This is a genomic window from Amycolatopsis sp. NPDC005961 (assembly GCF_040629235.1).
Taxonomy (GTDB): Bacteria; Actinomycetota; Actinomycetes; order Mycobacteriales; family Pseudonocardiaceae; genus Amycolatopsis; species Amycolatopsis camponoti.
In genome coordinates this window covers 33,369-55,788 of the sequence record NZ_JBEXVF010000065.1, presented here as the reverse complement: position 1 = coordinate 55,788, position 22,420 = coordinate 33,369, and the positions used below count along the sequence as shown (strand labels likewise).

The following is a 22,420-nucleotide window of genomic DNA, read 5'->3' as shown; positions in this document are numbered from 1 at the left end:
CGGAGCCGACCCCGCTCACCCCGGACCAGGCCGAGACGTCCCACGAGGTGATCGACCAGGCGGAGGGGCACCCTCAGCAACACCGCCGGCAGGCCACAGGCCGATGTGCGCCGCCGCGACGACGATGCTCACCGGGGCGAACTTCTCGCTCTCGATGGTCGACGCCACGTCGATGCGGGTCGCCCACTCCAGGAGCCGGACCGCGATCACCTGGACGATGATCCCGAGCAGGCCGTAGACCAGCGACGTGATCAGGCCCTCGGTGAGGTCGCTGGCCGAGTTGAAGATCGCCACGACGACGATGAACGCCATCGAGAGCATCCCGGACGCGGTCACGATCACCGCGTTCGGCAGGCCCTGCGTGACCAGCTTCGACAGCTTGCCGGGCGTGGTCCAGTCGATCGCGTAGAAGCCGGCGAACATCAGCAGCAGGCCGATGACGCCGTACAGCAGGATCGCGCCGATCCCCCGCACGAGGTCGGAGCCGAACGTGTCGGACAGCGCAAGGGTCGTGTTCACGAGTTGTCTCCCAGGAGAAAAGAGCTGATCAGCGACGGTGTTCTATCACGACTCGACGATGCGATGTGGGACAAATGCCGCACCGTCGTCGGTGACCAGGCCGCCGGTCTCCCGAATGCCGAGGCCCGCGGAGCTGTCCCCGACGATCCACGCGCCCAGCGCCGGCCGGTAGCCGTCGAACTCGGGCAGGGGGTCGAACGCCTGGTAGACGAAGCCTTCCGCGCCGTAGACGCCGTCGGTCTGGGTCTCGTAGCCGGTCGCGACGATCTGGACGTTCGCGCCCTCGCGGCCCAGCTTGGGCTTGCGGACGTACTCCGTGAGCAGGCCGGGGTCGTCGGCGAACGCGGGCAGCAGGTTCGGGTGGCCCGGGTAGTTCTCCCACAGGATCGCGAGCAGCGTCTTGTTGGAGAGGATCATCTTCCAGAGCGGCTCGATCCACAACGTCCGCGGCAGCGACTCGACGGCGTTGCGGCCGAACTCCTCGTCGACCACCCACTCCCACGGGTACAGCTTCAGCACGGTCGCCATCTGCGACTCTTCGAGGTCGACGAACCGCTTGAGCACCGGGTCCCAGCCGATCTCCTCGATCGCCAGCCCCACGGTGTCGAGCCCGGCCTCGGCCGCCGTCTCCTGCAGGTACGCCGTGGTGACGTTGTCCTCGCCACTCGGATCCGCGGCCGACCAGGTGAAGTGCAGCTCGTTCGACGGCAGCTTGTCCCGCAGGAACGCCCACCGCTCGACGAGCTTCTCGTGGATCGAGTTCCACTGGTCGTCGTCCGGGAAGACGTCGGTCTTCCAGTGCCACTGCAGCAGCGACGCCTCCAGCAGCGTGGTCGGCGTGTCCGCGTTGTACTCGAGCAGCTTCGCCGGCGACTTGCCGTCGTAGCGCAGGTCGAACCGCCCGTAGACGTGCGGGTCCTGCCGCTTCCACGACTCGGCGATGTGCGGCCAGACCCACTCGGGGATCCCGAACCGCTGGTAGCCCTCGGTGGTCACGACGTTGTCGACGGCCTCCAGGCACATCGAGTGCAGCAGTTCGACGTCGGCCTCGAGCGAGAGAACCTCGTCCATGTCGAAGACGTAGTGCACGGACTCGTCCCAGTAGGGCCGCATCCGCCCGCTGTTGTCGCGGGCCGGCGTGCCGTAGACGAGCCCCTGCTCCTCGACGATCCGCTGCCAGTCGCGCCGCGGCTCACGCCGGTCCCGGTACACCTAAGATCCCCCGCTCTTGCCGCTGCCGCCGGTGCCCCCGGTGCTGCCGCTCTTGCCGCTGATGCCGAAGCCGCCGCGCTGGACGGACTTGCCGGACTTCGTGCTGACGTTGGTGCGCGACGACGGCGCGTCGTACGAACCGCCGGACACGCGCTGCCCGATGGCGCCGGTGCCGCCGTAGTTGTAGCGGTAGCTGTTGTAGCCACCCCCGCCGATCGGCAGGAACAGGAAGCCACCGCTGGAGTACCCGCCGTGACTGGTGACGTAGTTCTCGTCGCAGTTGTCGTCGTTCTGGATGACACCGCTGTTGTCGGTGCAGACGGCGGTGACGTCACCCTCCGGCTTCGCGACGGCGTAGAACGTCGCGACCAGGCCGACGAGCCCGACGGTCACGCCGCTGCCGATCAGGATCTTCCGCCGGGTCGCCGCCTTGGCGTCGGCCTGACGGGCCAGCTCGGCGTCCCGTTCCTCTTGGACGAGGGCCTGCTGTCGGGCTCGCTGCTCCGCAACCGACGGCTGCTTGGGCTGCGTGTTCGAGTCCTGGAATCTCATCGAACCGCGCTTCGGCGGCTCGGGGGGCGGCTGGTCCCCAGTGTTGTTGTCCTGCGTCATGTGCGCTCCGTAATCCCGGCCACCACGAAACCGTGACCCACCCTAACCACCCTAGGTCGCGCACGTCGCACGCGGCGCGGGCATCATGGACTGCGATGTCTCCCAGCGCCGATCGGTTCCCTGCCGCCACACAGACGCTGCGCACCCGCGTCGTGATGGGCGGGATCTTCGCGGGCGCGCTCATCGCGCTCGCCCTCAGCGTCCTGTTCACCGGCAGCGGCGGCTTCGCCGGCGGGTCCGGCGGCGGGGCGGGAAAGCTCTCCCCGGCGGCGGAGGAGGCGTTCCACTCACCGCCAGGCAGCTGCCTGACCTGGAACAACGCCGACGCGAGCGACGCGAGCAAGGTGGCCTGCACGCAGCCGCACAAGTTCGAGGTGACCGCGCTCGTGGACATCGGCGCCCAGTTCCCGGAGGGCGCGCCGGTGCCGTCGCTGGAGCAGTGGCAGCAGATCGCCCAGCAGAAGTGCACCTCGGACGTGAAGCCGTACCTCGGCCACAACCTCGACCCGTACGGCAAGCTCACGACGAACCTGCTGCGCCCGACGCCGTCGCAGTGGGACGACGGCGACCGCCAGCTGCGGTGCGGCCTGCAGTGGGCGGGCCCCGGCGGCACGCTGCTGGCGACCACCGGACCGGCCAAGGAGCAGGACCAGTCGCTCGTGTTCGAGCCGGGCACCTGCCTCGCGCTGCAGGGCAAGGGCGTCGGCGACCCGCTCGAGTGCACCAAGCCGCACTCCTACGAGATCATCGCGATCCTCGACCTCAAGACGAAGTTCAAGGACACCTACCCGTCGCAGGACGACCAGAAGGCCTGGCTCGACACCGAGTGCACCAAGCAGGCGGCGGACTACACGGGCGGCGCCGACCTGGACGCGAAGAAGCTGATCCTGACCTGGGACCTGCGGGAGCAGGAGAGCTGGGACGCCGGGTCGACCAAGGTCAACTGCAAGGTGGCGGCGCTGCTGCCGGACAAGAGCGGCCTGCAGGCCGTGACCGGCAGCATCAAGGCCGCCCCGGCCGGTCCCGACGGCCCCGATGCCGGCCAGCCCCAGGACGGCGGCCCGCCGTCGGACGGGGGCGGCGGGCCGACCGCGTCGAACTCGGCCCCGCCGACGTCGAAGCAGAACGGCTGATGCCGGTCGAGATGAGCCGCGAGCGGTTCGAGGAACTGGTCTCGGAGGCCCTGGACGAGGTGCCCGCCGAGTTCGCGAAGGCGATGGACAACGTCGTCGTGCTCGTCGAGGAGTTCAACGACGAGGCGCCGGACATCCTCGGGCTCTACCACGGGATCGCGCTGACCGAGCGGACGTCGTCCTACGGCGGGGTGCTGCCCGACCGGATCTCGATCTACCGGCGGCCGATCCTCTCCATGTGCGAGGACGAGGACGAGGTCGTCGAGGAGGTCCTCATCACCGTCGTGCACGAGCTGGGTCACCACTTCGGGATCGACGACGCCCGGCTGCACGAGCTCGGCTGGGGCTGATCCGGCACTAGTAGTAACACCGTGACCACTTTCCGGTGACACCACGCTTATCCTGTCACTGGAAGTCAGTGCGTGACTGCGATGAGTACCGGGGGTCGCGGTGAACCCTGCCCGAAGACTCACGTGGCTGCTGACGTCGAGCGCCGCCTCCCACCTGGGCGACGGCATCGGCAAGGTGGCCCTGCCCCTGCTGGCGACGACGCTGACCCGCGATCCCGTGCTGATCGCCGGGCTGTCCGCCACCCAGTTCCTCCCCTGGCTGCTCTTCGCCGCCGTCGCCGGCGCGCTGGTCGACCGGATCGACCGGCGGCGCGCGATGATCGTCGCGAACACCGCCCGCGCCGTCGTCGTCGGCATCCTCGCCGTGCTCGTCGCCGCCGGCGGGATGACGATCTGGCTGGTCTACGCGACGGCCCTGGTCATCGGGACCGCCGAGACGATCGCGGACAGCGCGGCCAACGCCCTGGTCCCGGCGGTCGTCGGCGACGGCTCGCTCGACGCCGCCAACAGCAAGCTGCAGGCGTGCGAGATCGTCGGCCAGACGTTCCTCGGCGGCCCGGTCGGCGGCCTGACCTTCGCGCTCTTCGCCGCCTTCCCGTTCGTCCTCAACTCCGCGGGCTTCGCGATCGCGGCCGCGGTGCTGCTCGGGCTCGCCGGCACCTACCGCGGGCAAGCCGAAGCCCGGCCGCGGACGCGGTTGCGCACCGAGCTGGCCGACGGCCTGCACTGGCTGCGCGGGAACGCGCTGCTCACGCGCCTGCTCGTCATCGCCGGGCTGCTCAGCCTGGTCAGCGAGCTCGCGCAGGCGCAGCTGGTGCTCTACGCGCTCGACGACCTCCGCCTGTCCGACGCGACCTTCGGGCTCTTCGCGTTCGTCGGCGGCATCGGCGGGCTGCTCGGCGCCGGCGTCGCGCCACGGCTCGTGCGCGCGGCCGGCCGGCGCGTGGTCGTGACCGGCGGGATCCTCGGCTGCGGCGCCGGGTTCGGCGGGATGGGCCTGGTGCGCTCGCCCGTCGCGGCCGCGGCGCTGTTCGGCCTGTTCGCGGCCGCGGTGGTCGCCGTCAACGTCGTGCTCGCGACCGCGCGGCACACACTGGTGCCGGGCGAGCTGCTCGGCCGGGTGCTCGGCGTGTGGCGCACGGTCGTCTGGGGCGCGATCCCGCTCGGCGCCCTGCTCGGCGGGGTGCTGACCGAGGCGCTCGGCACCGCCGCGCACACGTTCGCCGTGTCCGGGCTGGCCATGCTGGGGATCGCCGCGTTCGCTTCCGTCGCGCTGCGGCGCTTGCCGCTCGATGACAAATCGGCCTCAGCCGTGGCGCTACTGCACCAGGATCCGGGTTTGTGAGCTGAAATGTCTCATCACCCAGGTGGTGGGAGGCGGCTATGCGCACCGTGGACCAGGGCACCGGCACCGACGCCGAGCCCGGCTCCGACGAGTCCTCGACCGAGTCCGAGGAGGTCAAGGCGGCACCGCCGCAGTCACGCCGGATGCTCGTGCTGTGCGCGGTCGCCGGGTTCGTGCTCGGCGGCGGCGTCTTCGGGCTGCTGTGGGGCCTGTCCGGCGTGCACGCGGGCGCTCTCGACGACGCACTGGCCGCGTGCCAGGCCCTCGACCGCGTCGGCGAGCTGCCGGACACGAGCCGGGACGCGCAGCCGTCGCTGACGCCCGGCCTCACGCCCGAACGCCTGCACCGGATGACGGCGGCGCGCGAGCTGTCCGCGGCCGCCGCCCAGGTCAACGCCACCTACCAGCCGCTGGCCGACCACATCGACGGCGTCAGCCGGATGGTGCTCAGCCTGCACTTCAACGACATCTCCGGCCAGCGGCACCTGGTCGAAGCGCAGGAGATCTGCGGGCGCCTTTAAGAGGTGTGGACCGTCTTCACCGAAAGCTGGTTGCCCGGGATCTTCGTGCTCGCGCAGGCGGTGCCGTCGGTGGGCACGAAGTTCGACGCGGTCTCCTGCGGGAGGTAGATCCGCAGGCCCTTCACCGCCGTCGGCTGGCAGGTGCCCGGGTCGAAGTTCTGCACGTTGACGAACTGGATGTCGGCGACCGCGGTCTGGCCGGGGTTCAGCTTGACCGCGTTGCCCTTGGTGCCTTCGCGGAACGCGTCCTTGCCGACCTGGTGCCCGTCGTTGCCCGCCACGTAGGAGACGCCGGGGAAGCCCTGGATCTCGCACGGCTTCGCGCTCTTGTTCTTGATGAGCAGCGGCCGGTAGACCGAGCCCGCACCGGCGTCGCCCTGGCCGAGCGAGAGCGTGACGTCGCCGGCCTTGCAGAGACCGTTGTCCGCCGGCTGGGCGGGCGGCGTCGCGGCCGGCGTCGAGCTGCTCGGGCTGGACGCGGCCGTGGTGGCGCTGGCCGACGTCGTCGGCGATGCCGTGGTCGACGGCGTCGAGCTGCTCGCCGCGTTCGTGGTGCCCCCGCTCCCGCACGCGGAGAGGGCGAGCACACCCGCCGAAGCCGCGATGATGGGGAACAACCGTGAAAGCTTCGTCCGAGCCATTTCAATCGCCTCCCTGGTGTGGTGCTACTGGGTAGACGTACGGATCTCCGGCAGGTTGGTTCGCCCCGTTAATTCCCCACCTAAAGTGTTCTAAACGTGACGGGATCACACTTTCGTGACGGTCAGAGCGGGGTGTCGACCCAGGTCAGGCAGTGCCACCGGCCGTCCGGACGGGCGTCCAGCTCCACCAGGCCGGTGTTCGGGATCAGCGCCGCGTTGGCGATGTCCGCGTGGACGTTCGGCGCCAGCCATTCGGCGGACAGCCGGATCGCGCCCCCGTGGCTGACCAGCGCGATCACGCCGTCCGGGTCGGCCTGCTCGTGCTTCGCGCGCAGCCGGCCGACCGCGTCGAGCATGCGGGTGCGCACGCTCGTGCCGCTCTCGCCGCCGGGCAGCGACGGCGTCAGCTCACCGAGCGTCCACCGCCGGACGACCTCCATGTAGGTCCGGATCGACGCGTGGTCGGTCGCCCCTTCGAGATCACCCGCGACGACCTCGTGGACGCCGTCGACGACCTGGACGTCGAGCGAGAACCGGGCGGCCAGCGGCGCCGCCGTCTGCTGGGCGCGGGTCGCCTGGGACGCGTAGACCGCGACGATCGGCTCCCCCGACAGCCGGAACGCGAGGTCTTCGGCCTGGGTCCGGCCGAGCTCGGTCAGCGGCGGGCCGGGCAGGGCGGTGTCGAGCGCGCCGCGGACGTTCCCGTCGGTCTGACCGTGGCGGATCAGCAGCAGCCTCACGCCAGGTCCCCCTTGCGGACCGCGTCGGCCCACACGGCGGCGTCGACGAAGTCGTCGTTGCCGGCCCCGGGCTGGATCGTGGTGCGCGTCCCGTCGGCGCGCGGGTGCGAGCCGAGGAACCGCAGGTTGCGGCAGTGCCTGCGCAACGCCGTCAGCGCGTCGAGGATCCGCGGCTCGGCCACGTGCCCCTCGAAGTCGATGAAGAAGCGGTACTCGCCGAAGTTGCTGCGCGTCGGGCGGGCGTCGAGCCGGGTGAGGTTGATCCCGCGATCGGCCAGCGCGGTGAGCAGCTCGGCGAGCGTGCCGGTGCGGTTCACCGCCGCGGCGACCACGGACGTCCGGTCGGCGCCCGTCGGCTCCGGCAGCTCGCCCGGCGGGCGGACCAGCAGGAACCGCGTCGCCGCGTCGCTGACGTCGGCGACCTCGGTGGCCAGCACCTCGAGGTCGTAGTGCTCGACGGCGACCGGTGCGCAGACCGCGGCGTCGAAGTGGCCGTCGAGCACGCCGACCGCAGCCGCCGACGTCGACGAGGACGCCACCGGGTGCGCGTCCGGGAGGTTCGCTTCCACCCACTCGCGGACCTGGGCGAGCGCGTGCGGGTGGCTGGCGACGGTCTTGATGTCCCCGCCGCCGCGCCGCGTCAGCACGCTGAAGTGGATCGGCAGGATGGTTTCGGCGACGGCGACCAGCGGGGTCGACTCGCTGAGCGCGTCGAGCGTGGTCGGCACCACGCCCTCGACCGAGTTCTCGATGGGGACGCACGCGGCGTCCGCCTCGCCCTCGCGGACGGCCGTCATCGCCAGCCGGACGGTCTCGACCGGAATCAGTTCTTCGCCGCCGGCGAGCACCCGTGCGGCCTGTTCGGTGAAGGTCCCCTGGGGGCCGAAGTATGCGATCCGTGACACAACACCCAGGCTACGGGGCGAGACCGTGGCGACTTTCACTCGGACAGCCGGTACCAGAACCGGTTACGCCGGGTGGCATTTTTTGCGATGCTAGGGGTGTGACCGCCGACTCGGGCACGCACACCGGCCGTGAGGGCACGCACCCGCCGGTCTCCCCTCGCACACCGGAGCTGGTGCTGTGCGCCGTCGATGAACCACTCGCCACCGCCTGGACGTCAGCCGCGAAAAAGCTGGCCGGCCGGGTCCGGGTGCACCGCGGGTCGGTCCTCGACGTCGTCGCCCAGGCCGTGGTCAGCCCGGCCAACTCCTACGGCTGGATGCGCGGGGGCATCGACGCCGTCTACGCGCGGGCGTTCCCCGGGGTCGAGCAGAGCGTCCGCAGTGCCGTTTTGGCTTTTCACGGGGGTGAGCTGCCCCTCGGCGACGCCGTGGTCGTGCCGACCGGCGAGGCCGAGCCGGCGTGGCTGATCAGCGCGCCGACGATGCGCGAACCCGGCGAAACGCTGCCCCCCGACACCGTGCACCCCTACCTCGCGGCGCGGGCGGTGTTCCTGCAGTGGCGCGACGGACGGCTCGACCAGGGTCCGGTCCGGGAGCTCGTCGACACGATCGCGATGCCGGGGCTCGGTACCGGCGTCGGCGGGGTCGACCCGGTGACGTGCGCGCGTCAGGTCGCGGCGGCGTGGGACGAGGTCTTCCGTAACGCGCGGTGATCAACCGAAACCCGGGGTGGACTACATCACAGCGCGTTCACCGGCCGTAAGCCCTACCGTTAATCACGCAGGTGAACGTCCGCCAGTGCAGGCGACGGCCGGAGGAGTATGCGATGACCCGGGTCCGCGAACTCAGCCCGTATGTCGAGCTGCACCGGGAACAATGGAAAGAGCTGCGCAGTTCGACGCCGCTGCCGCTGACCGCGGCCGAGCTGCTGAAGCTGCGCGGCCTCGGCGAGCAGGTCGACCTGGCCGAGGTGGCCGACGTCTACCTGCCGCTTTCCCGCCTGATCAACCTCCAGGTCGCCGCGCGCCAGCGGCTCTACGAGGCGACCACGACGTTCCTCGGTGACGACTCCCGCGGCACGAAGGTCCCGTACGTGATCGGCATCGCCGGAAGCGTGGCGGTCGGCAAGTCGACCACCGCCCGCATCCTGCGCACGCTGCTCGCCCGCTGGCCGGACCACCCCCGCGTCGACCTGGTCACCACCGACGGGTTCCTGCACCCGCGCGCCGAGCTGATGCGGCGCGGGATCATGCACCGCAAGGGCTTCCCCGAGAGCTACGACCGCCGCGCGCTGCTGCGGTTCGTCACCGAGGTCAAGTCGGGTGCCGAGCGCGTCACCGCGCCGGTGTACTCGCACCTGGCCTACGACATCCTGCCGGGCCAGGAGCAGGTGGTGCAGCAGCCGGACATCCTCATCCTCGAGGGCCTGAACGTGCTGCAGCCGGGCCCGCGGCTGATGGTGTCCGACCTCTTCGACTTCTCGATCTACGTCGACGCGCACACCGACGACATCCAGCGCTGGTACATCGAGCGGTTCCTGGAGCTGCGGCACACGGCGTTCGCCGACCCGGCCTCGCACTTCCACCACTTCGCCGGCCTGCCCGACGACGAGGCCCGCGCCGAGGCGCGGCACCTGTGGCGCTCGATCAACGAGCCGAACCTGATGGAGAACATCAAGCCGACCCGCCCGCGGGCCACGCTGGTGCTGCGCAAGGACGCCGACCACACCATCAACCGGGTCCGCCTGCGCAAGCTCTGATTCGTCGGAGGGGTGACGCGCCTCGTCACCCACATGCCGGGCATTTCCACGCTGGGCGAACGTCCGGGCACTCTTCGTCGTGCGCCGGCGACTCTCCGCGCCGGAACCCGGCCGATCGGCCGAGATGACGTAACCGGTTGGCCGATACCGGCAGCCCCCGGTGAAAGCGACCCTGAAGGAGTCAGGAAAACCGCTCTGAGCTGGGGAGGAGGCCCACGATGTTCGCCATGATCCTCACGTGGGTCGGTGCGGTGCTCGGTCTGGTCCTGCTCATCGCGATGGCCGCCGGAACGTTCGCCGTGGACTTCGACGACCGGCTTCAGGAGCGCCGTCGCAAGAGCAAGCCGATCGAACCGGCGGGCCCGCTCCCCTGAGCGTCAGAGTTCCGCCAGCGCCTCGACGTACGCGTCGGCGTCGTATTCGAGCGATTCCTCGGACTCCAGCAGGCTGCCTTCCAGCGCGTCGATCAGCTGCTCGAAGACCTCGTCGCGGTCGAGCTCGCCCTCCTGCAGGCGCTGCGCGGCCTGCCAGGCTTCGGCGGGCTCGTCGTCCCACAGCTGGTCGACGATCGTCGCCCGCAGCACGAGGCGCTGCTCTTCCTCGTCCTCGTCGGCCTCGGCGATGACCAGCGCCCGGCGCTGGTCGGGGTCGGTGGGGTCGAGGTCGACCTCCTCGTCCTCGATCTCCGTGGTCAGCGACGGCACGGCGAACATCCGGCGCTCCAGCGCGTCCGCGAGCTCGGTCGGCGACAGGTCGCCGACGTCGCCGAAGTAGCGCTCCAGCGGGGAGTCGTCCTCGTCGGCGTACTCGCTCAGGTAGTCGGCGACGGCCTCGTCGAGTGCGGCGATGGCCGTCCCGGTCAGCCCGGCGCGCTCGCCCGTCCACTGCACCCAGGCCAGCACGACCGGCTCCACGGCCTCCTCGTGCTCGGCGTCGAGCTCGAACTCCTCGCCGAGCAGGCCTTCGAGGAACCGCGCGATCTTCTCCGGCCCGACGCGCAGCGGGTTCGCGGGGTCGGTGGCCAGGCCGTGCTCCAGCAGCATGCGCCCGATGGCGCGGGCGGCGCCGGCGTCCTCACCGCTGGCGGCGACGAACTGCTCGACGACGGCGGCGCGCTCGGTCTCGGACCACTCGGCGACCTCGGGGACGAGCGCGGGTTCCGGCAGCGCGCGCGACCACGTCAGCGCGACCGCGTGGAAGCGCGCGTAGTCCTCGCTGACGTCGGCCTCGTCGAGGCGGTCGGTGGCGTCGAGGCCGTCGGCGAGCAGGCGGTGCGCCTCGGCGGGGTCGACGGCCTCGGCGACGACCAGCTCCGGGTCGGCGTCGGACTGCGCCCGCATCTCGGCGAGGACCTCCCCGGGCTGCTCGATCACGACGAGGTCCCGCACGCGGCCGCCCTCGGTGAAGTCGAGCAGGGCGAGCAGGCCGTGCGCCTGGTCGCCGTGGGTGAAGACGCAGAGCAGGGACGACTCGTCGCCGTAGACGTCGCCGGTCCGCCAGCACTCGCCGGCGGTGACCTGGCCCAGGTCGGCGGCCCAGGTGGGCGCGGGGATGCCGCGGCCGAGGACGACCTGCAGGCCGTCTTCGGCGGCCTTGCGCTCGACGTCGGTCTCCGCGACGACCTTCAGCGCGGCCAGCAGCGCGGCGGCGCCCGGGGTGATCTTGCGCTGCGCGAAAGCGATCAGTTCGAGGCCGAGCGGCTCGTCGCCCTCTTCGAGGGGCACTTCGTGGAACTGGCCGAGGACCTCGGAGGTGAGCAGTTCGACATCCACCGGCGCGGGGTCGGCGCCCAGCGCCGAAAAGTCGTTCAGGATGTCCTTGAACAAGCCGGTCACGCTGTGGGTGACGGGCTGCGGTGCCTTCTTGCGGGCGCGACTCACCGGGCTCATGAGGTCATCGTTTCATCGGCCCGGCGAGCTGGTCGCGGTGGCCCTGGCGCGGGTCCCGCCGCGTGCTCGACGGGGAGGCGCCGAGCCGGACGGCGGAACAGGGCCACCGCGACATCGCTGGCCAAGGGTGTGACCGCCTTGGCGGAATTTCGCTGTCCCGGTGCACGTGAAACACCGGTTCACCCGGCTCAACGAGGTGGTCTTGGGGAGGTTACGGCCTTCGGGATGGCAATTCGGGCGGCCCGGATTTCCGTGATCAGGCGGGATTTCCGGCGGTGGGTTTCCACCAGGGCACCGACGTAGGCGGTGAATTCGTCCGCTGTTTCCGCACGCTTGTGCAAGGTGCGCAACAGCTTCAGCCGGCGCGCGGCCTCACGGTAGGCCTGCGGGTCCTTGCGCTCGATGAGCTCGTCGACGTGCTCGCGGAAGACCGGGATCGTCTCGGCCGGGTGCTCGGCGGCGCGCTGCTCGGCGAGTTCGAGCTTCAGCTCCGGCGACGCCCCGAACCGCACGCACGCGCGCCAGGCTTCGTCGGGACGGCCGTCGTCGAGCAGGACGCGGGCCAGCTCGTCGGCGTGCCCCGGTCCTTCGGCGGCCAGCTCGCGCAGGCGGGCCAGCGCGGCCCGGCGCTGGGTCGTCCACTTCCCGTCGGCGGTCGCGGCTTCGCGCAGCGCGGCGAACGTCCCGCAGTCCGGCTCGGCGTCGAACTCCTTGCGACGGCGGGACGTTTCGTCGTCCGGTTCCGGCACCCTGACCGGTTCCGGCGCGTGCCCGTTCTTGTCGTGGGTGAGCGCGCGGGCGGCGTGCGCGATGGCCTCGCTGTGCCGCCCGGCGGCCCGCAGCACCCGGACGATCTTGAGGCTGACGTCGCGCCGCGGCGGCTTGGCCGACAGGATCGCGACCAGCTCGTCGACGTCGCCGAGCACCTCGGCCAGCTGTTCGCGCAGCCGTTCGGCGACGTCCCGGCGGTGCCCCGGCCCGCTCGCGGTCAGCACATCGTCCACAGTGGACTTGATCCGCCGCAGGCCGGCCTCGCCCAGCGGCGCCGCGAAGTCGGCGAGGGCGATCGACGGACGGCCCGGGCCGTCGAACTCGACCTCGAGGATCCAGTCGGCCAGCTTCTCCGGGTCCGGCGGCCGGGCGGCGCACGCGCGGGCGTACAGCTCCACGGCGCGGTCCAGCCGGTCGCCGAGGTCGCCGGTGTGGTCGCCGGACTGCTCGAGCACCTCGCTGATGTCGTCGACCGTGCGGCGGGCGAGCGGGGCCAGGTCGGCGCGGCTGCCGGCGTCGAGCATGCGCCGCAGCGTGTCGAGGACCGCCCCGACTTTCGCGGTGTACTCGCCGTTCCCGTCGGTCACCGCGGCGTCGAGCAGCCGGTGCGCCTCGCTGACGTCACCGGATTGGGTGGCGGCGCGCAGTTCGAGCGAATGCCGCAACTCAGGGTCACGTTCGGCTTGGGCGTGTAACAGGTCCGCCAGCGTTTCCGCGTCCAAAGTGCGCAGGTAGGGGCGGAGATCCGGAGGGGGACTCACGCCGACCAGTCTGCCCGAGCCCGGCAATCGCGCGTGTGGGCCAACCGCGTGCTCTTTTCGGCGTAGTCCGTGACTTTGCGTGAGGTCCTCATCGGCGTCGCAAGTCGTCGAGCACGGCTTTCATCGGCCACGGTTCGGGCAGGCGCGGCCGCCGTGACCGTGCGTGGCGGGGTCGCGGGATGGCCGCCTGCATGGTCGGCACCATGATCGGGACGACCGGCACCGGCACGCGGGCGACGAGCCGCCGCACGACGACGAGCAGCAGCCCGGCGGACAGCAGCAGGGCCGTGCTCGCGGCGATCGCGCCGGCGAGCGTGCGGCGGCCGTCGTCGAGGGTGAGCTGCACGGCGTACTGGCTTTGCTGCGAATACAGGCCGCCGAGCTGCTGCGAGACGGTGTAGGCGGCGCTGCGCCAGGTGGATTCGGGGATGGGCAACGGTTCGGCGGCCGCGAACGCGTCTTCGACGGCGGCCAGCCTGCTCCAATCGGCGCTGCGGGTGAGCGACTCGTACGCGATACGGCCACTTTCGGTGAGCTGCGGCGCGAGCCGGTCCAGTTCGGCCCGGTAGGCGGCCACGGCCTCGCTGAACGGCCGCCGCGTCACGCCGTCGATCCCCGCGAGGGCGAGGGAATCGGAGCGATCCATGCCTTCGGCGACGGAAAGCAGCTCGACGGCGGTGGTCTGCTGGTACGCGGATTCGGCGTCGGGCGCGTAGCGGGTGTGGTCGCGCAGCCCGGCGATGGCGGTGTCGATCCGCTGGGTGAAATTCGCGTACGCGGCGGTCCGTTGGTCGGGCGCGGACATCGCCGCGCTGCGCTGACCCTGCAGGGCGACGACGGCGCGGGCGGTCCGCCCGGCGGCGTCCGCCGCGTCCAGGGCGCTGTCCCGCGTCCGGTTCGCTTGGTGGACCAGGAAGAACGCGATCACGACGGCCACGACGACGAGCGCTCCGGCGGGCACGAACGCGATGCACAGCATGCGTCCGCGGACGGATCGCAGGTACTTCAAGACGTTCCTTTCCGTGCTTCAAGCCCCGCAAGCATCCCGACGAAGTTCAACCTATTGAGTGAGAGATTCACCGGTCAACGCCAGTCCGCCATACGGCCGTTAGCGCACCGTGACGGGCGGGGACAATCACCGCGTGACCCTCGACGACGTGACCCAGCGCCTCCGCGCCTTCGCGGCGGCCCGCGCCTGGGAGCCGTACCACACCCCGAAGAACCTCGTGATGGCGTTGTCCGGCGAGGTCGGCGAGCTGACCTCGCTGTTCCAGTGGCTGACCCCGGAGGAGTCCGACGCGTGGCGCGAAGATCCCGCGTTGGAAGCGAACGTCCTGGACGAGATCGCGGACGTCACCCTGTACCTGCTCCAGCTGGCCGACCGCCTGGGCGTGGACCTGGCGGCCGCGGCGCACGCGAAGATCGACCGCAACGAGGTCCGCTTCCCACCACCGGATCAGAGCAACGCGACGACATCGGCGTAGGTCTGGGCGCTCGTACGCCCGTCCGTGGGTACGACGAGGCAGTCCGGGCGCTGCGGGAGGTAAGCGGTGAGCTGGTCGTGGATCCGTTCGACCAGCGCGATCCCCCCGCCGCGGTCGATGACGACGTCGATGCCCTCGGTGGCGGAGCCGGAGCGCGCGGCGAACCGGGCCCCGGCGACGGCCTTGTCGGCGGTGAGCAGGATTTCCCGGTACTCGGCGCCGCAGCGTGCCGCGGCGTCTTCGAAGGCCGCGATGTCGGCCACGCGGGTGGCGAGCTGCGGCATGACGACGTCGTGCCCGGTCCGCAGGTGCGTCTCGGCCATGGCGCGGGTGAGCAGCTGCGCGGCTTCGAAGGTCTTGAAGAAGGCGTCCTGCCAGCCGCCGATGAGGCAGACGATCCGATCGGTGTCGAGGTTGAGCACCCCGGGGTGCCGCTCGGCGTAGGTCTGCGCGATCGTCGACTTCCCGATTCCGGACGGCCCGTTCAAGTGGATCAGTCTCGGCACCGGAGCGACGGTACCGAAGTCCCGCCAGGCGCCGGTCAGCCCCAGAAGATGCCGTCCGGGTTGCGCTCGATCTCGGCCAGCAGGAGCGTCGGCGAGCTGGCGACCGGTGCGTCCGGGTAGGTCAGCCACCGTCCGTTGCGGTCGGACCGGAGGACCGACCAGATGCCGAACTCGTCGAGGCGCAGCTGCGCGATCTTCTGCTCGGTCCACTCGGGACCGGCCTGAGGCGACCAGGGTGCCCGCAGCTCGACGATCGTCACCGCGCGGCCCCGGGTCCGGCATTCGACGCGGACCTGGTCGTGAAGGTGCTCGGGGACGCGCTGCGCGCACCACCGCTCGACCTGCCGGAGCGCGAGTTCCGGAATTCCTGCCATGGGTCCCAGTGAACCGGTGACGCCGGACACCCGGCCACCCGGGTCGGCTCCGCCCCGCCGGCGACCGGGGGTCACCGCGGCGCCGGCTCGGCGAGCACCCACCCGCCGAGCAACGCGCCCACGCCCAGGACCGCCAGGAAGATCCCGCCCGCCAGCGGGGTGCCGCCGAACATCCCGATCACGACGATGAACATCAGCACCAGGCCGGCGCCCATCAGGAGCCGGCCGCCGAGCACCTTCGCCGGGCGGCTCGGCGCCGCGACCGCGGCCCGGGGTGCGGGCGGCGGCTCGAAGCCGAGCGCCACGGGTGCCGCGCGGACGTCGACCACTTCGGCGCCCAGCTCGGCGGCCCGCGCCCGCCGGGGCTCGGTGGCCGGCACGGTCGCGTCGACCACCAGGTGCGTGACGCTCGCGGTCAGCTTCTTGGCCAGCTGGACGCCCTCGGCGAGCACCCGGGCCCGCATCCCGTCCGCCGCCACGGTGGTGCCGAGCACCAGCACCCGGGTCGGCTTGCCGCCGGCGGCCGGACGCAGGTCGCCGGCGTCCGTGACGCCGAGCGCCGTCGCCACCTGGCGCAGCTCGCGCGCTTCCACGGCCGTCACGACGCCGTCCCGTTCCGCGATGTGCCGCAGGGCCGTCACGAGCTGCTCGTGCGTCGTCCGCACCCGCCCTTCGGACAGCCCGGCCTCGGTCGCCGACGCGGCCAAGGCGGCCACCTCGGCACGCGACAGGTGCTGATCCGAGACGGCCTCGGCGAGCAGGTCCAGGTAGGCGTCCCCGGTCCGCCCGGCCGCCACCCGCTCGAGCGCCTCGGCCATCCACCCGGGCTCGGCCGGCACCGCTTCGCCGCGCGGGAGCAGCCGTCCGCCGGCCAGCCGCGGCAGGCCGGGGAACACCGGTTGCGTCGCGAACGTGCACCCGTACCGCCCGAACATGCCGGTGACCAGCGCGGCGACCGTCCTCGCCCGGGAGAGCGCGGTTTGCCCGGGCCTGCCGGACACACCCAGGGCGTGGGCGACGGTGGCGAGCCGGTAGTTGGGCAGCCGGACCACGGACTGCGCGGCCGCCAGCGTCGAGACGCCCGGCAGCACGGGCATCCGGACGCCGGCGAACTGGGTTTCGAAGTCCAGGAAAGCCGTCACGAACGCCAGGTCGTGGGCCACGATCACGCTGCCGGCGCACAGGTCGAGGAGCGGCCCCAGCACGGCACCGAACGACGGCGCGTCGTCGAGTTCGCCGCGCGTGATGCCGTGGACGACCGACGGACCGGGCGAAACGTCGGCGCCGGGATCCACCAGCGTCGTCAGCTCGCCCACGAGCGAGCCGTCGGCGTGGACCCGCACCGCGGCGAGTTCGACGACGCGCCCGGGGCGCAGCCCGGTCGTCCGGACGTCCACCGCGGTGAAGTCGGTTCCGTGCGCGGGGTGGCCGCCCGCGCCGAGCAGCGAGAGGGATTCGATCACGCCCGCTGGTCGTTTCCCGGCCGCGCGTTGTGACAGCTTTTCGAGGCGCGGCCGCTGTTCGTGACGCGATCGTGACGGCAACAATCCGCCCGATAACGACTGGTGGCCGATCACGAGCCGATGCGTAACAAGGGCGGGAGATTTCGCGAGTACACCGTCGGCACGTCGCGTTCGAGGAACGAGGAATCCCGGCATGAAACGCTTTCCGAACTGGCTGAAGATCGTCTTGGCCGCCTTCGCCGTCCTGTTCGTGCTGGGCGCGATCTTCGGAAAGGCCCCGGAGCCGAAGCTCGCGGCCGCCACACCCCCAGCACCCGCGACGACCACCGCGAGCAGCGCGACTCCGGCGCCCGTCAGTTACACGATCGGGACCGTGGCCGACGGCGCGACCGTGGTGGTGAACGGCAGTGATGGCACCTCCAAAACGGTCCGCGTCCTCGGCGTCACAGCGCCCGCCGGCACCACCGGGTGCTACTCCGCGGAATCGCTCGCCTGGGCGACCACCGCGCTTTCCGGCAAATCCGTGACGCTCGGCGCGGAAACGGCGAACGGCGTCGCCGTCACTTTAGCGGGCGGTCAGGACTACGCGACTCTCGCCATTCGAATGGGGTACCTCAAGTACGCGACGGACGCGGCGCTGCCCGCGCTCGCGGCTGCCGAGACCGCGGCGAAGCAGGCGACCACCGGGCTGTGGGCGCCGCCATGCAACGGGACCATCGACGTCCCCGCGCCGACGCCGACGCCCACGCCGACCCCGACCCCGGAGCCGCCGGCCACCAAGGCAGCCCCGGTCCCGCCGCCCGTCGAGACCACCGAGGACGCGCCGGACCCGAAGCCCGATACCGCCGCGTACTACAAGAACTGCACCGCCGCGAAGGCCGCCGGCGCCGCACCGCTGTACCGCGGCGAACCCGGATACCGGGCCGCCCTCGATCGTGACGGCGACGGCGTGGCCTGCGAACGGTGATCTAACCTGGGCCGATGACCTCCGCGGACGAGCTGCTCGGCAGGCTTGCCGCCCTCGATCGCGAAGAGCTGGCCAAGGTCCTCGCCCACCGGCCCGACGCGCTGCACGAACCGTGGCCGCGGCGGCTCGACGTCGTCGCGGCCCGGCTCGCGACCGCGCAGTCCGTGAACGAGGCCGTGCTCGGGTTGTCGTTGCCGCAGGTGCAGGTCGTGAGCGCCGTCCAGCTGTGTCACGCGCTGGGGCGGCGGCCGGTGCCGGTCGGCGAAGTCGCGAAGCTGCTCGGCACGACAGCCGAGACGATCGAGTCCTTTGTGGACGAACTTGCCGAACGCGCCTTGCTGTGGCGCGATCCCGACGGCATCCGGCTCCCGGAACTCCTGCACAAGAGGAACTTCAGCGCCGAAGGCCTCGGTCAGCCCGTCGCCGAACTGCTCGGAGAGATCGGCCGGAGCCGCGCGGCGCGCCTGTCCCAGGCCCTCGGCCTGCCCGAAGGCCACAAGGAACTCGTCCACTTCTTCCGCGACGGCGACCGCGTGCGCGAGGTGTTCGGCACCGCCCCCGAACCGACCCGGAAACTGTTGCGGGACATGGCCGACGGCGTCCCCGAGGCCGAAGGGGTGCTGTCCTTCCACACCGCGGAGGGCTGGGCGTTCGAGCACGGCTTCCTGTTCAGCACCTACTACGGCAGCGCGGTCATGCCGATCGAGGTGTCGCTCGCCCTGCGCGGCCCGGACCACCAGCTGCCGTTCACGCCCGCCGAACCCGGGTACGCCGTCACACACGTCGGTGCCGAGTCGGTGGAGGCCACGTCATCGGCTGCCGCGCTGCGGCTGCTCGACCGCGTCTCGGCCGTACTCGATCGCGCCGGCGTGGAGCCGTTCCCGCTGCTCAAGGACGGCACGATCGGCGCGCGGCTCGTCAAGAAGGTCGCCAAGGACACCGGCGGGACGCCCGCGGAGATCGAGCTGGCCATCGACCTCGCGGCGCAGGCCGGGCTGTTGCTGGCCGACGAGCCGCCGCCACCGCGTCGCGGCCAGAAGGCGCCGCCGCCCACGCTGGCGCCGGACCCCGATCTCGCCCGGCCCGAGCCCGCGCTGCTGTACCGCCTGCTGCTGACGACCTGGTGGGAGCCGGCGCCGCCGGAGTACGAAGCCGACGTCGACGCGCTGGTGCGCCGTCTCGTCGTGCGGGTGCTGGCGCGGCTCGAGCCCGGCACCGCGATCGCCGACGTCGACGCGCTCACCCGCCTCGCCGAGTGGCACGCGCCGATGCTGCCGATCGAGGACTTCGCCGGCCACCTGCGGGACGCGCTGGACACGGCCGAGCTCCTCGGCGTCGTCGCGCACGGCGCTGCCACCGCGACCGGCCGGGCGCTCCTCGAGGAAACCGGCCTCGTCGAAGTCACCGGTGAGCTGGTCGCCCGAGCGCGGACGACGGCGCTGTTCGGCACCGACCTGACCGCGATCGTGCCCGGGTCGCCGGACGCCCGGCTCGCCGCGTCGCTCGACCGCGTCGCCGACCGCGAGGCCCAGGGCACCGCGACCAGCTGGCGGTTCTCCCCCGCGAGCGTCCGGCGGGGGTTCGACCAAGGTTCGACGGCGGCCGAGCTGCTCGACGAGCTGGGCGCGATCGCCGCGGGCGAGCTGCCGCAACCGCTGGTGTACCTGGTCAACGACGTCGCGCGGCGCCACGGCGAGGCGCAGGTGCACGACGTCGCCAGCGTCGTCGTCGGCGAACCCGCCGTGCTCGCCGAGCTGGCCGCGCACCGCAAGCTCGCGAAACTCGGCCTGCGCGCGGTGGCGCCGACTGCCCTGACGTCCACAGTGGACGCATCCGGGACGCTGGACGCGTTGCGCGGAGCCGGTTACGCGCCGACTCACCATGCCGCCGACGGCACCATCGTGCTGCCCGCCCGCGAAACCGACGCGGCCGAGCCCAGGGTCGTCGTCCGCGACGCCGGCCCCGGCGACCGGCCGCCGGATCCCCTCGACCACGCCGAGCGGCTGCTCGCGGCGCCGTCGAGCGGCCCGAGCCTGCTGCGCGGGCAGCTCGCGCGGGCGATGAGCGACCGCTACGCCGGACGTCTGACGCCGAAGCAGCAACAACTCTGCTGGCAGCTCGAAGCCGGCATCCCGGCGGAGATCGTCTACCAGGCGGACGCCGGCCCCGCCCGCCTGGTGATCGCGTACCCGGAGCTCGACGGCGACGTCCTGGACGTCTGGTCGGTCGGTGACCGCGCGTACCGGCGGCTCGAGCTGACGCGGATCGACCTGAGCTAGGCCTCGACGCCGGTGAGCCGCGCGTAGACCACGACGTTGTCGAGGTAGTTGCCGCTCGACCGGTCGAACGCCCCGCCGCAGGTGATGAGCCGCAGCTCGGGATCGGCTGTGTCGCCGTAGACCTGGTCGGTCGGGAACTCCGCCTTGGCGTAGCGGTCGACGCGGTAGACGGTGAAGACCGCCGTCCGGCCGTCGGCGCGGCCGACCCGCGCCTGCTCGCCCGGGCGCAGCTCCTTGAGCCGGGAGAACGCGCCGGGGACGTGCTTGTAGTCGACGTGCGCCGCCAGCACCGCCGGGCCGGCCTCGCCGGGCGACGGCGCCCCGGTGAACCAGCCGACCGTCGTGGCGTCGCCGGGGACCTCGAGCTCACCGCCCGAGGTCAGCCCGAGGTCCTTGATCCCGTCGGTCCGCACGCCGATCGCCGGGATAGTCAAGGAGGCCGGTTTCGCCGCCGGGAGCGCGTCGCCGGACGGCGCGGCGGCGGCCGGCGGCGCGATCCCGACAGGCGTGGCGGACGGCGGGGCGACCTGGTCCGGCGGGTGCGGCGAGAACGCGAGGACGGCGGCCACCACCAGGATCGCGCCGAGGGCGGCGACGACCGCCGTGACCGCCGGCCACAGGCGCGGGTGCCTCAACTCGTGCGCCGGCGCAGGTAGAGCACCATGCCGCCGGACACCGCCGCGGCGAGCAGCGCACCGCTCAGGACCAGGATCGCGGGGGCGCCTTCGTCCGGCTCGCCGCCGCCGGTGGCGACGCCACCGACCGGCTTCACCTTCACCTGGCTGCCCGTTGTGGACTTCTTGGTGGTGGTGGTGGATTTCGGGACGGTGTGGGTCTTCGTCGTGGTCGACGGCGGTACGGGCGTCGGGTTGGACGTGTTCTGCGGGCGGTGCGGCAGGGATTCGCAGGCGATTCCGTCGTGATCGGAATCGAGGTTGTTCGGGTCGCCCGGCGTTGCGTCAAGGACCGCCTGCGCCTCTTCCTGGTACTGGAAGTTCTTGCAGTCCAGGTCGGCCGCGAGCGGCGTCGCGAGCTGCGCGGAGGCGAGGGAGACGGGGCCGAGGAGAGCGAGCCCGGCGACGGCCGCGGCCGTCGTCAGGGCACGACGAAACAAGGACACCGGAAGGTCCTTTCAGGAAGAATCGGGGTGATTGCGTGGTAACTATCGCGGCTGCGGCGGGGCCGTTACGGACTATTCCGGAATTTCGGAAACGCCAGTGCCCCACCAAAAACCGGCCGGCTGGTGATTCTTCGCCATTCGCCGTTGACCTGCGGAATCAGCGGCAAGAATGCATACCGTCGGGTTTGTTACGAGATTCGTGGTCACACTTTGGGGTAATGGATCGGGCCCGGCCGGTGTGATGTGCGGACCAGCCGTCACCGTGGCGGGCACGTACCCCGTAACCTGGGGATATGCCGATCCAGGTACTGCTCGTCGACGACCACGAACTGGTCCGTCGCGGGCTCCGCGACCTTCTCGGCGACGAGCCCGACATCGAGGTCGTCGCCGAGGCGGGCAGCGTCGAAGAGGCGCTGGCGGTGGCGATGCACGTCGAGCCGGAGGTCGCGGTGGTCGACGTCCGCCTCGGCGACGGCGACGGCATCACGCTCTGCCGCGAACTGCGGTCGAAGCCGAACCCGCCGGCCTGCCTGATGCTGACCGCGTTCGACGACGAAGAGGCGATGGTCGGCGCGATCATGGCCGGGGCCGCGGGTTATCTGCTGAAGCAGGTGCGGGGGCAGGACGTGGTGTACGCGGTCCGCGAGGTCGCGGCCGGGCGCTCGCTGCTGGACCCGGTGAGCACCGCGCGGGTGCTCGACAAGATGCGGCACCCGCCGACGGACGAGCTGGCGACGCTGACCGAGCGCGAGCGGGACGTGCTGGAGCTGATCGGCCAGGGCCTGTCGAACCGCGAGATCGCCGAGCGGCTGTTTCTCGCCGAGAAGACGGTCAAGAACTACGTCACGTCGGTGCTGGCGAAGCTCGGCATGCAGCGCCGGACGCAGGCCGCCGCCTGGATCGCGCGCCGGGAAAAGTAACTCCCCGCGGCCGTCCCGTCCGCAAGCCGCCGTTCGCTGCGTACTTTTCACCTCTCGTCACGGTCCGCCACGCCCATCAGCGGTTTCGTCCTGCCAGTTTCACTCGAATGTGAGTCGAATGGGTGTTCGAAAAGCCGGTACGATCTTCA

At 71.6% G+C, this 22,420-nt stretch carries 25 protein-coding genes; 11 read left to right on the top strand and 14 right to left on the bottom strand.

All coding sequences use genetic code 11. The features are described 5' to 3' along the window. Positions 1-15: 15 nt before the first annotated feature. From ABZ342_RS38860 to ABZ342_RS38850, 3 genes are read right to left on the bottom strand one after another with little or no spacing between them, the layout of a single operon-like run. Positions 16-519, bottom strand: a complete 504-nt coding sequence (locus ABZ342_RS38860; RefSeq protein WP_360484081.1) for a DUF350 domain-containing protein — start codon at positions 517-519, stop codon at positions 16-18. A 45-nt stretch (positions 520-564) separates the two neighbouring features. Further along, positions 565-1,731 carry a glutathionylspermidine synthase family protein gene (locus ABZ342_RS38855; RefSeq protein WP_155548457.1) on the bottom strand — a complete coding sequence of 389 codons (1,167 nt, stop codon included), beginning with the start codon at positions 1,729-1,731 and terminating at the stop codon, positions 565-567. Next, positions 1,732-2,283, bottom strand: a complete 552-nt coding sequence (locus tag ABZ342_RS38850) for a hypothetical protein (RefSeq protein ID WP_360484077.1) — start codon at positions 2,281-2,283, stop codon at positions 1,732-1,734. A 155-nt stretch (positions 2,284-2,438) separates the two neighbouring features. Between ABZ342_RS38850 and ABZ342_RS38845 the strand changes: the two genes are divergently transcribed. From ABZ342_RS38845 to ABZ342_RS38830, 4 genes are all read left to right on the top strand, one after another. After that, complete coding sequence (locus tag ABZ342_RS38845; protein ID WP_360484074.1) at positions 2,439-3,476, top strand: septum formation family protein; 1,038 nt, start codon at positions 2,439-2,441, stop codon at positions 3,474-3,476. Then, positions 3,476-3,826 carry a metallopeptidase family protein gene (locus ABZ342_RS38840; protein WP_360484071.1) on the top strand — a complete coding sequence of 117 codons (351 nt, stop codon included), beginning with the start codon at positions 3,476-3,478 and terminating at the stop codon, positions 3,824-3,826. Before ABZ342_RS38845 ends, ABZ342_RS38840 begins: the two co-directional genes overlap by 1 nt. 100 nt (positions 3,827-3,926) lie before the next feature. Further along, entirely contained in the window at positions 3,927-5,171 is a 1,245-nt protein-coding gene (locus ABZ342_RS38835) for an MFS transporter (protein ID WP_360484068.1), read from the top strand. Between the two features lie 38 nt (positions 5,172-5,209). Next, on the top strand, positions 5,210-5,692 hold the full coding sequence (locus tag ABZ342_RS38830) for a hypothetical protein (RefSeq protein WP_155548453.1): 483 nt from the start codon (positions 5,210-5,212) through the stop codon (positions 5,690-5,692). Here the strand turns inward: ABZ342_RS38830 and ABZ342_RS38825 are convergent. The 3 genes from ABZ342_RS38825 to pheA all read right to left on the bottom strand — a co-directional run bounded on the left by ABZ342_RS38825 (position 5,689) and on the right by pheA (position 7,978). Then, positions 5,689-6,333 (bottom strand): DUF4232 domain-containing protein, encoded by a 645-nt coding sequence (locus tag ABZ342_RS38825; protein WP_360484065.1) that lies wholly within the window; start codon positions 6,331-6,333, stop codon positions 5,689-5,691. The genes ABZ342_RS38830 and ABZ342_RS38825 overlap by 4 nt on opposite strands. A 122-nt stretch (positions 6,334-6,455) precedes the next feature. Then, on the bottom strand, positions 6,456-7,073 hold the full coding sequence (locus ABZ342_RS38820) for a histidine phosphatase family protein (protein WP_360484062.1): 618 nt from the start codon (positions 7,071-7,073) through the stop codon (positions 6,456-6,458). Further along, positions 7,070-7,978: a prephenate dehydratase gene (pheA, locus tag ABZ342_RS38815; RefSeq protein ID WP_155548450.1), complete on the bottom strand. Its 909-nt coding sequence runs from the start codon at positions 7,976-7,978 to the stop codon at positions 7,070-7,072. Before pheA ends, ABZ342_RS38820 begins: the two co-directional genes overlap by 4 nt. 98 nt (positions 7,979-8,076) lie before the next feature. Between pheA and ABZ342_RS38810 the strand changes: the two genes are divergently transcribed. The 3 genes from ABZ342_RS38810 to ABZ342_RS38800 all read left to right on the top strand — a co-directional run bounded on the left by ABZ342_RS38810 (position 8,077) and on the right by ABZ342_RS38800 (position 10,111). Beyond that, a complete protein-coding gene (locus ABZ342_RS38810; protein ID WP_155548449.1) occupies positions 8,077-8,691 on the top strand; it encodes a macro domain-containing protein in 615 nt (204 codons plus the stop codon). A 113-nt stretch (positions 8,692-8,804) separates the two neighbouring features. Then, on the top strand, positions 8,805-9,737 hold the full coding sequence (coaA, locus tag ABZ342_RS38805) for a type I pantothenate kinase (protein ID WP_155548448.1): 933 nt from the start codon (positions 8,805-8,807) through the stop codon (positions 9,735-9,737). Between the two features lie 218 nt (positions 9,738-9,955). Further along, on the top strand, positions 9,956-10,111 hold the full coding sequence (locus ABZ342_RS38800) for a hypothetical protein (protein WP_196425826.1): 156 nt from the start codon (positions 9,956-9,958) through the stop codon (positions 10,109-10,111). A 3-nt stretch (positions 10,112-10,114) separates the two neighbouring features. Here ABZ342_RS38800 and ABZ342_RS38795 read toward each other — a convergent pair whose 3' ends face one another. From ABZ342_RS38795 to ABZ342_RS38785, 3 genes are all read right to left on the bottom strand, one after another. Beyond that, positions 10,115-11,626, bottom strand: coding sequence for a hypothetical protein (locus tag ABZ342_RS38795; protein WP_360484057.1), 1,512 nt, complete (start codon positions 11,624-11,626; stop codon positions 10,115-10,117). A 188-nt stretch (positions 11,627-11,814) separates the two neighbouring features. Further along, a complete protein-coding gene (locus tag ABZ342_RS38790; RefSeq protein ID WP_360484054.1) occupies positions 11,815-13,158 on the bottom strand; it encodes a DUF6880 family protein in 1,344 nt (447 codons plus the stop codon). A gap of 88 nt (positions 13,159-13,246) precedes the next feature. Beyond that, complete coding sequence (locus tag ABZ342_RS38785; RefSeq protein WP_360484051.1) at positions 13,247-14,167, bottom strand: nitrate- and nitrite sensing domain-containing protein; 921 nt, start codon at positions 14,165-14,167, stop codon at positions 13,247-13,249. A gap of 133 nt (positions 14,168-14,300) precedes the next feature. On the opposite strand from ABZ342_RS38785, the gene ABZ342_RS38780 reads away from it, so the two are divergent. After that, entirely contained in the window at positions 14,301-14,642 is a 342-nt protein-coding gene (locus ABZ342_RS38780; protein WP_155548445.1) for a nucleotide pyrophosphohydrolase, read from the top strand. Here ABZ342_RS38780 and ABZ342_RS38775 read toward each other — a convergent pair. From ABZ342_RS38775 to ABZ342_RS38765, 3 genes are all read right to left on the bottom strand, one after another. After that, a complete protein-coding gene (locus ABZ342_RS38775) occupies positions 14,615-15,148 on the bottom strand; it encodes an AAA family ATPase (protein WP_360484048.1) in 534 nt (177 codons plus the stop codon). The two genes, ABZ342_RS38780 and ABZ342_RS38775, sit on opposite strands and share 28 nt — an antisense overlap. A gap of 35 nt (positions 15,149-15,183) precedes the next feature. Next, positions 15,184-15,522: a DUF3024 domain-containing protein gene (locus ABZ342_RS38770; protein ID WP_360484045.1), complete on the bottom strand. Its 339-nt coding sequence runs from the start codon at positions 15,520-15,522 to the stop codon at positions 15,184-15,186. Positions 15,523-15,593: 71 nt separating this feature from the next. Further along, positions 15,594-16,985 carry an exonuclease domain-containing protein gene (locus ABZ342_RS38765; RefSeq protein ID WP_360484042.1) on the bottom strand — a complete coding sequence of 464 codons (1,392 nt, stop codon included), beginning with the start codon at positions 16,983-16,985 and terminating at the stop codon, positions 15,594-15,596. Positions 16,986-17,178: 193 nt separating this feature from the next. On the opposite strand from ABZ342_RS38765, the gene ABZ342_RS38760 reads away from it, so the two are divergent. Further along, complete coding sequence (locus ABZ342_RS38760) at positions 17,179-17,952, top strand: excalibur calcium-binding domain-containing protein (protein ID WP_360484039.1); 774 nt, start codon at positions 17,179-17,181, stop codon at positions 17,950-17,952. A 14-nt stretch (positions 17,953-17,966) separates the two neighbouring features. Continuing rightward, complete coding sequence (locus ABZ342_RS38755; RefSeq protein WP_360484036.1) at positions 17,967-20,231, top strand: helicase-associated domain-containing protein; 2,265 nt, start codon at positions 17,967-17,969, stop codon at positions 20,229-20,231. On the opposite strand, the gene ABZ342_RS38750 is transcribed toward ABZ342_RS38755, so the two are convergent. Both ABZ342_RS38750 and ABZ342_RS38745 read right to left on the bottom strand, forming a co-directional pair. Continuing rightward, entirely contained in the window at positions 20,228-20,866 is a 639-nt protein-coding gene (locus ABZ342_RS38750) for a class F sortase (protein ID WP_360484033.1), read from the bottom strand. The two genes, ABZ342_RS38755 and ABZ342_RS38750, sit on opposite strands and share 4 nt — an antisense overlap. Continuing rightward, entirely contained in the window at positions 20,863-21,351 is a 489-nt protein-coding gene (locus tag ABZ342_RS38745; protein ID WP_360484030.1) for an excalibur calcium-binding domain-containing protein, read from the bottom strand. Before ABZ342_RS38745 ends, ABZ342_RS38750 begins: the two co-directional genes overlap by 4 nt. Positions 21,352-21,644: 293 nt before the next feature. On the opposite strand from ABZ342_RS38745, the gene ABZ342_RS38740 reads away from it, so the two are divergent. Further along, positions 21,645-22,271, top strand: a complete 627-nt coding sequence (locus tag ABZ342_RS38740) for a response regulator transcription factor (RefSeq protein ID WP_155548437.1) — start codon at positions 21,645-21,647, stop codon at positions 22,269-22,271. Positions 22,272-22,420 lie beyond the last annotated feature (149 nt).

Excerpts from the sequence above, each read along its gene's own strand:
- ABZ342_RS38770 (WP_360484045.1), bottom strand. The coding sequence starts at position 15,522 with ATGGCAGGAATTCCGGAACTCGCGCTCCGGCAGGTCGAGCGGTGGTGC.
- ABZ342_RS38755 (WP_360484036.1), top strand. The coding sequence starts at position 17,967 with ATGACCTCCGCGGACGAGCTGCTCGGCAGGCTTGCCGCCCTCGATCGC.
- ABZ342_RS38840 (WP_360484071.1), top strand. The coding sequence starts at position 3,476 with ATGCCGGTCGAGATGAGCCGCGAGCGGTTCGAGGAACTGGTCTCGGAG.
- ABZ342_RS38795 (WP_360484057.1), bottom strand. The coding sequence starts at position 11,626 with ATGAGCCCGGTGAGTCGCGCCCGCAAGAAGGCACCGCAGCCCGTCACC.
- ABZ342_RS38845 (WP_360484074.1), top strand. The coding sequence starts at position 2,439 with ATGTCTCCCAGCGCCGATCGGTTCCCTGCCGCCACACAGACGCTGCGC.
- ABZ342_RS38740 (WP_155548437.1), top strand. The coding sequence starts at position 21,645 with ATGCCGATCCAGGTACTGCTCGTCGACGACCACGAACTGGTCCGTCGC.
- ABZ342_RS38800 (WP_196425826.1), top strand. The coding sequence starts at position 9,956 with ATGTTCGCCATGATCCTCACGTGGGTCGGTGCGGTGCTCGGTCTGGTC.
- ABZ342_RS38760 (WP_360484039.1), top strand. The coding sequence starts at position 17,179 with ATGAAACGCTTTCCGAACTGGCTGAAGATCGTCTTGGCCGCCTTCGCC.
- ABZ342_RS38830 (WP_155548453.1), top strand. The coding sequence starts at position 5,210 with ATGCGCACCGTGGACCAGGGCACCGGCACCGACGCCGAGCCCGGCTCC.
- coaA (WP_155548448.1), top strand. The coding sequence starts at position 8,805 with ATGACCCGGGTCCGCGAACTCAGCCCGTATGTCGAGCTGCACCGGGAA.
- ABZ342_RS38850 (WP_360484077.1), bottom strand. The coding sequence starts at position 2,283 with ATGAGATTCCAGGACTCGAACACGCAGCCCAAGCAGCCGTCGGTTGCG.
- ABZ342_RS38825 (WP_360484065.1), bottom strand. The coding sequence starts at position 6,333 with ATGGCTCGGACGAAGCTTTCACGGTTGTTCCCCATCATCGCGGCTTCG.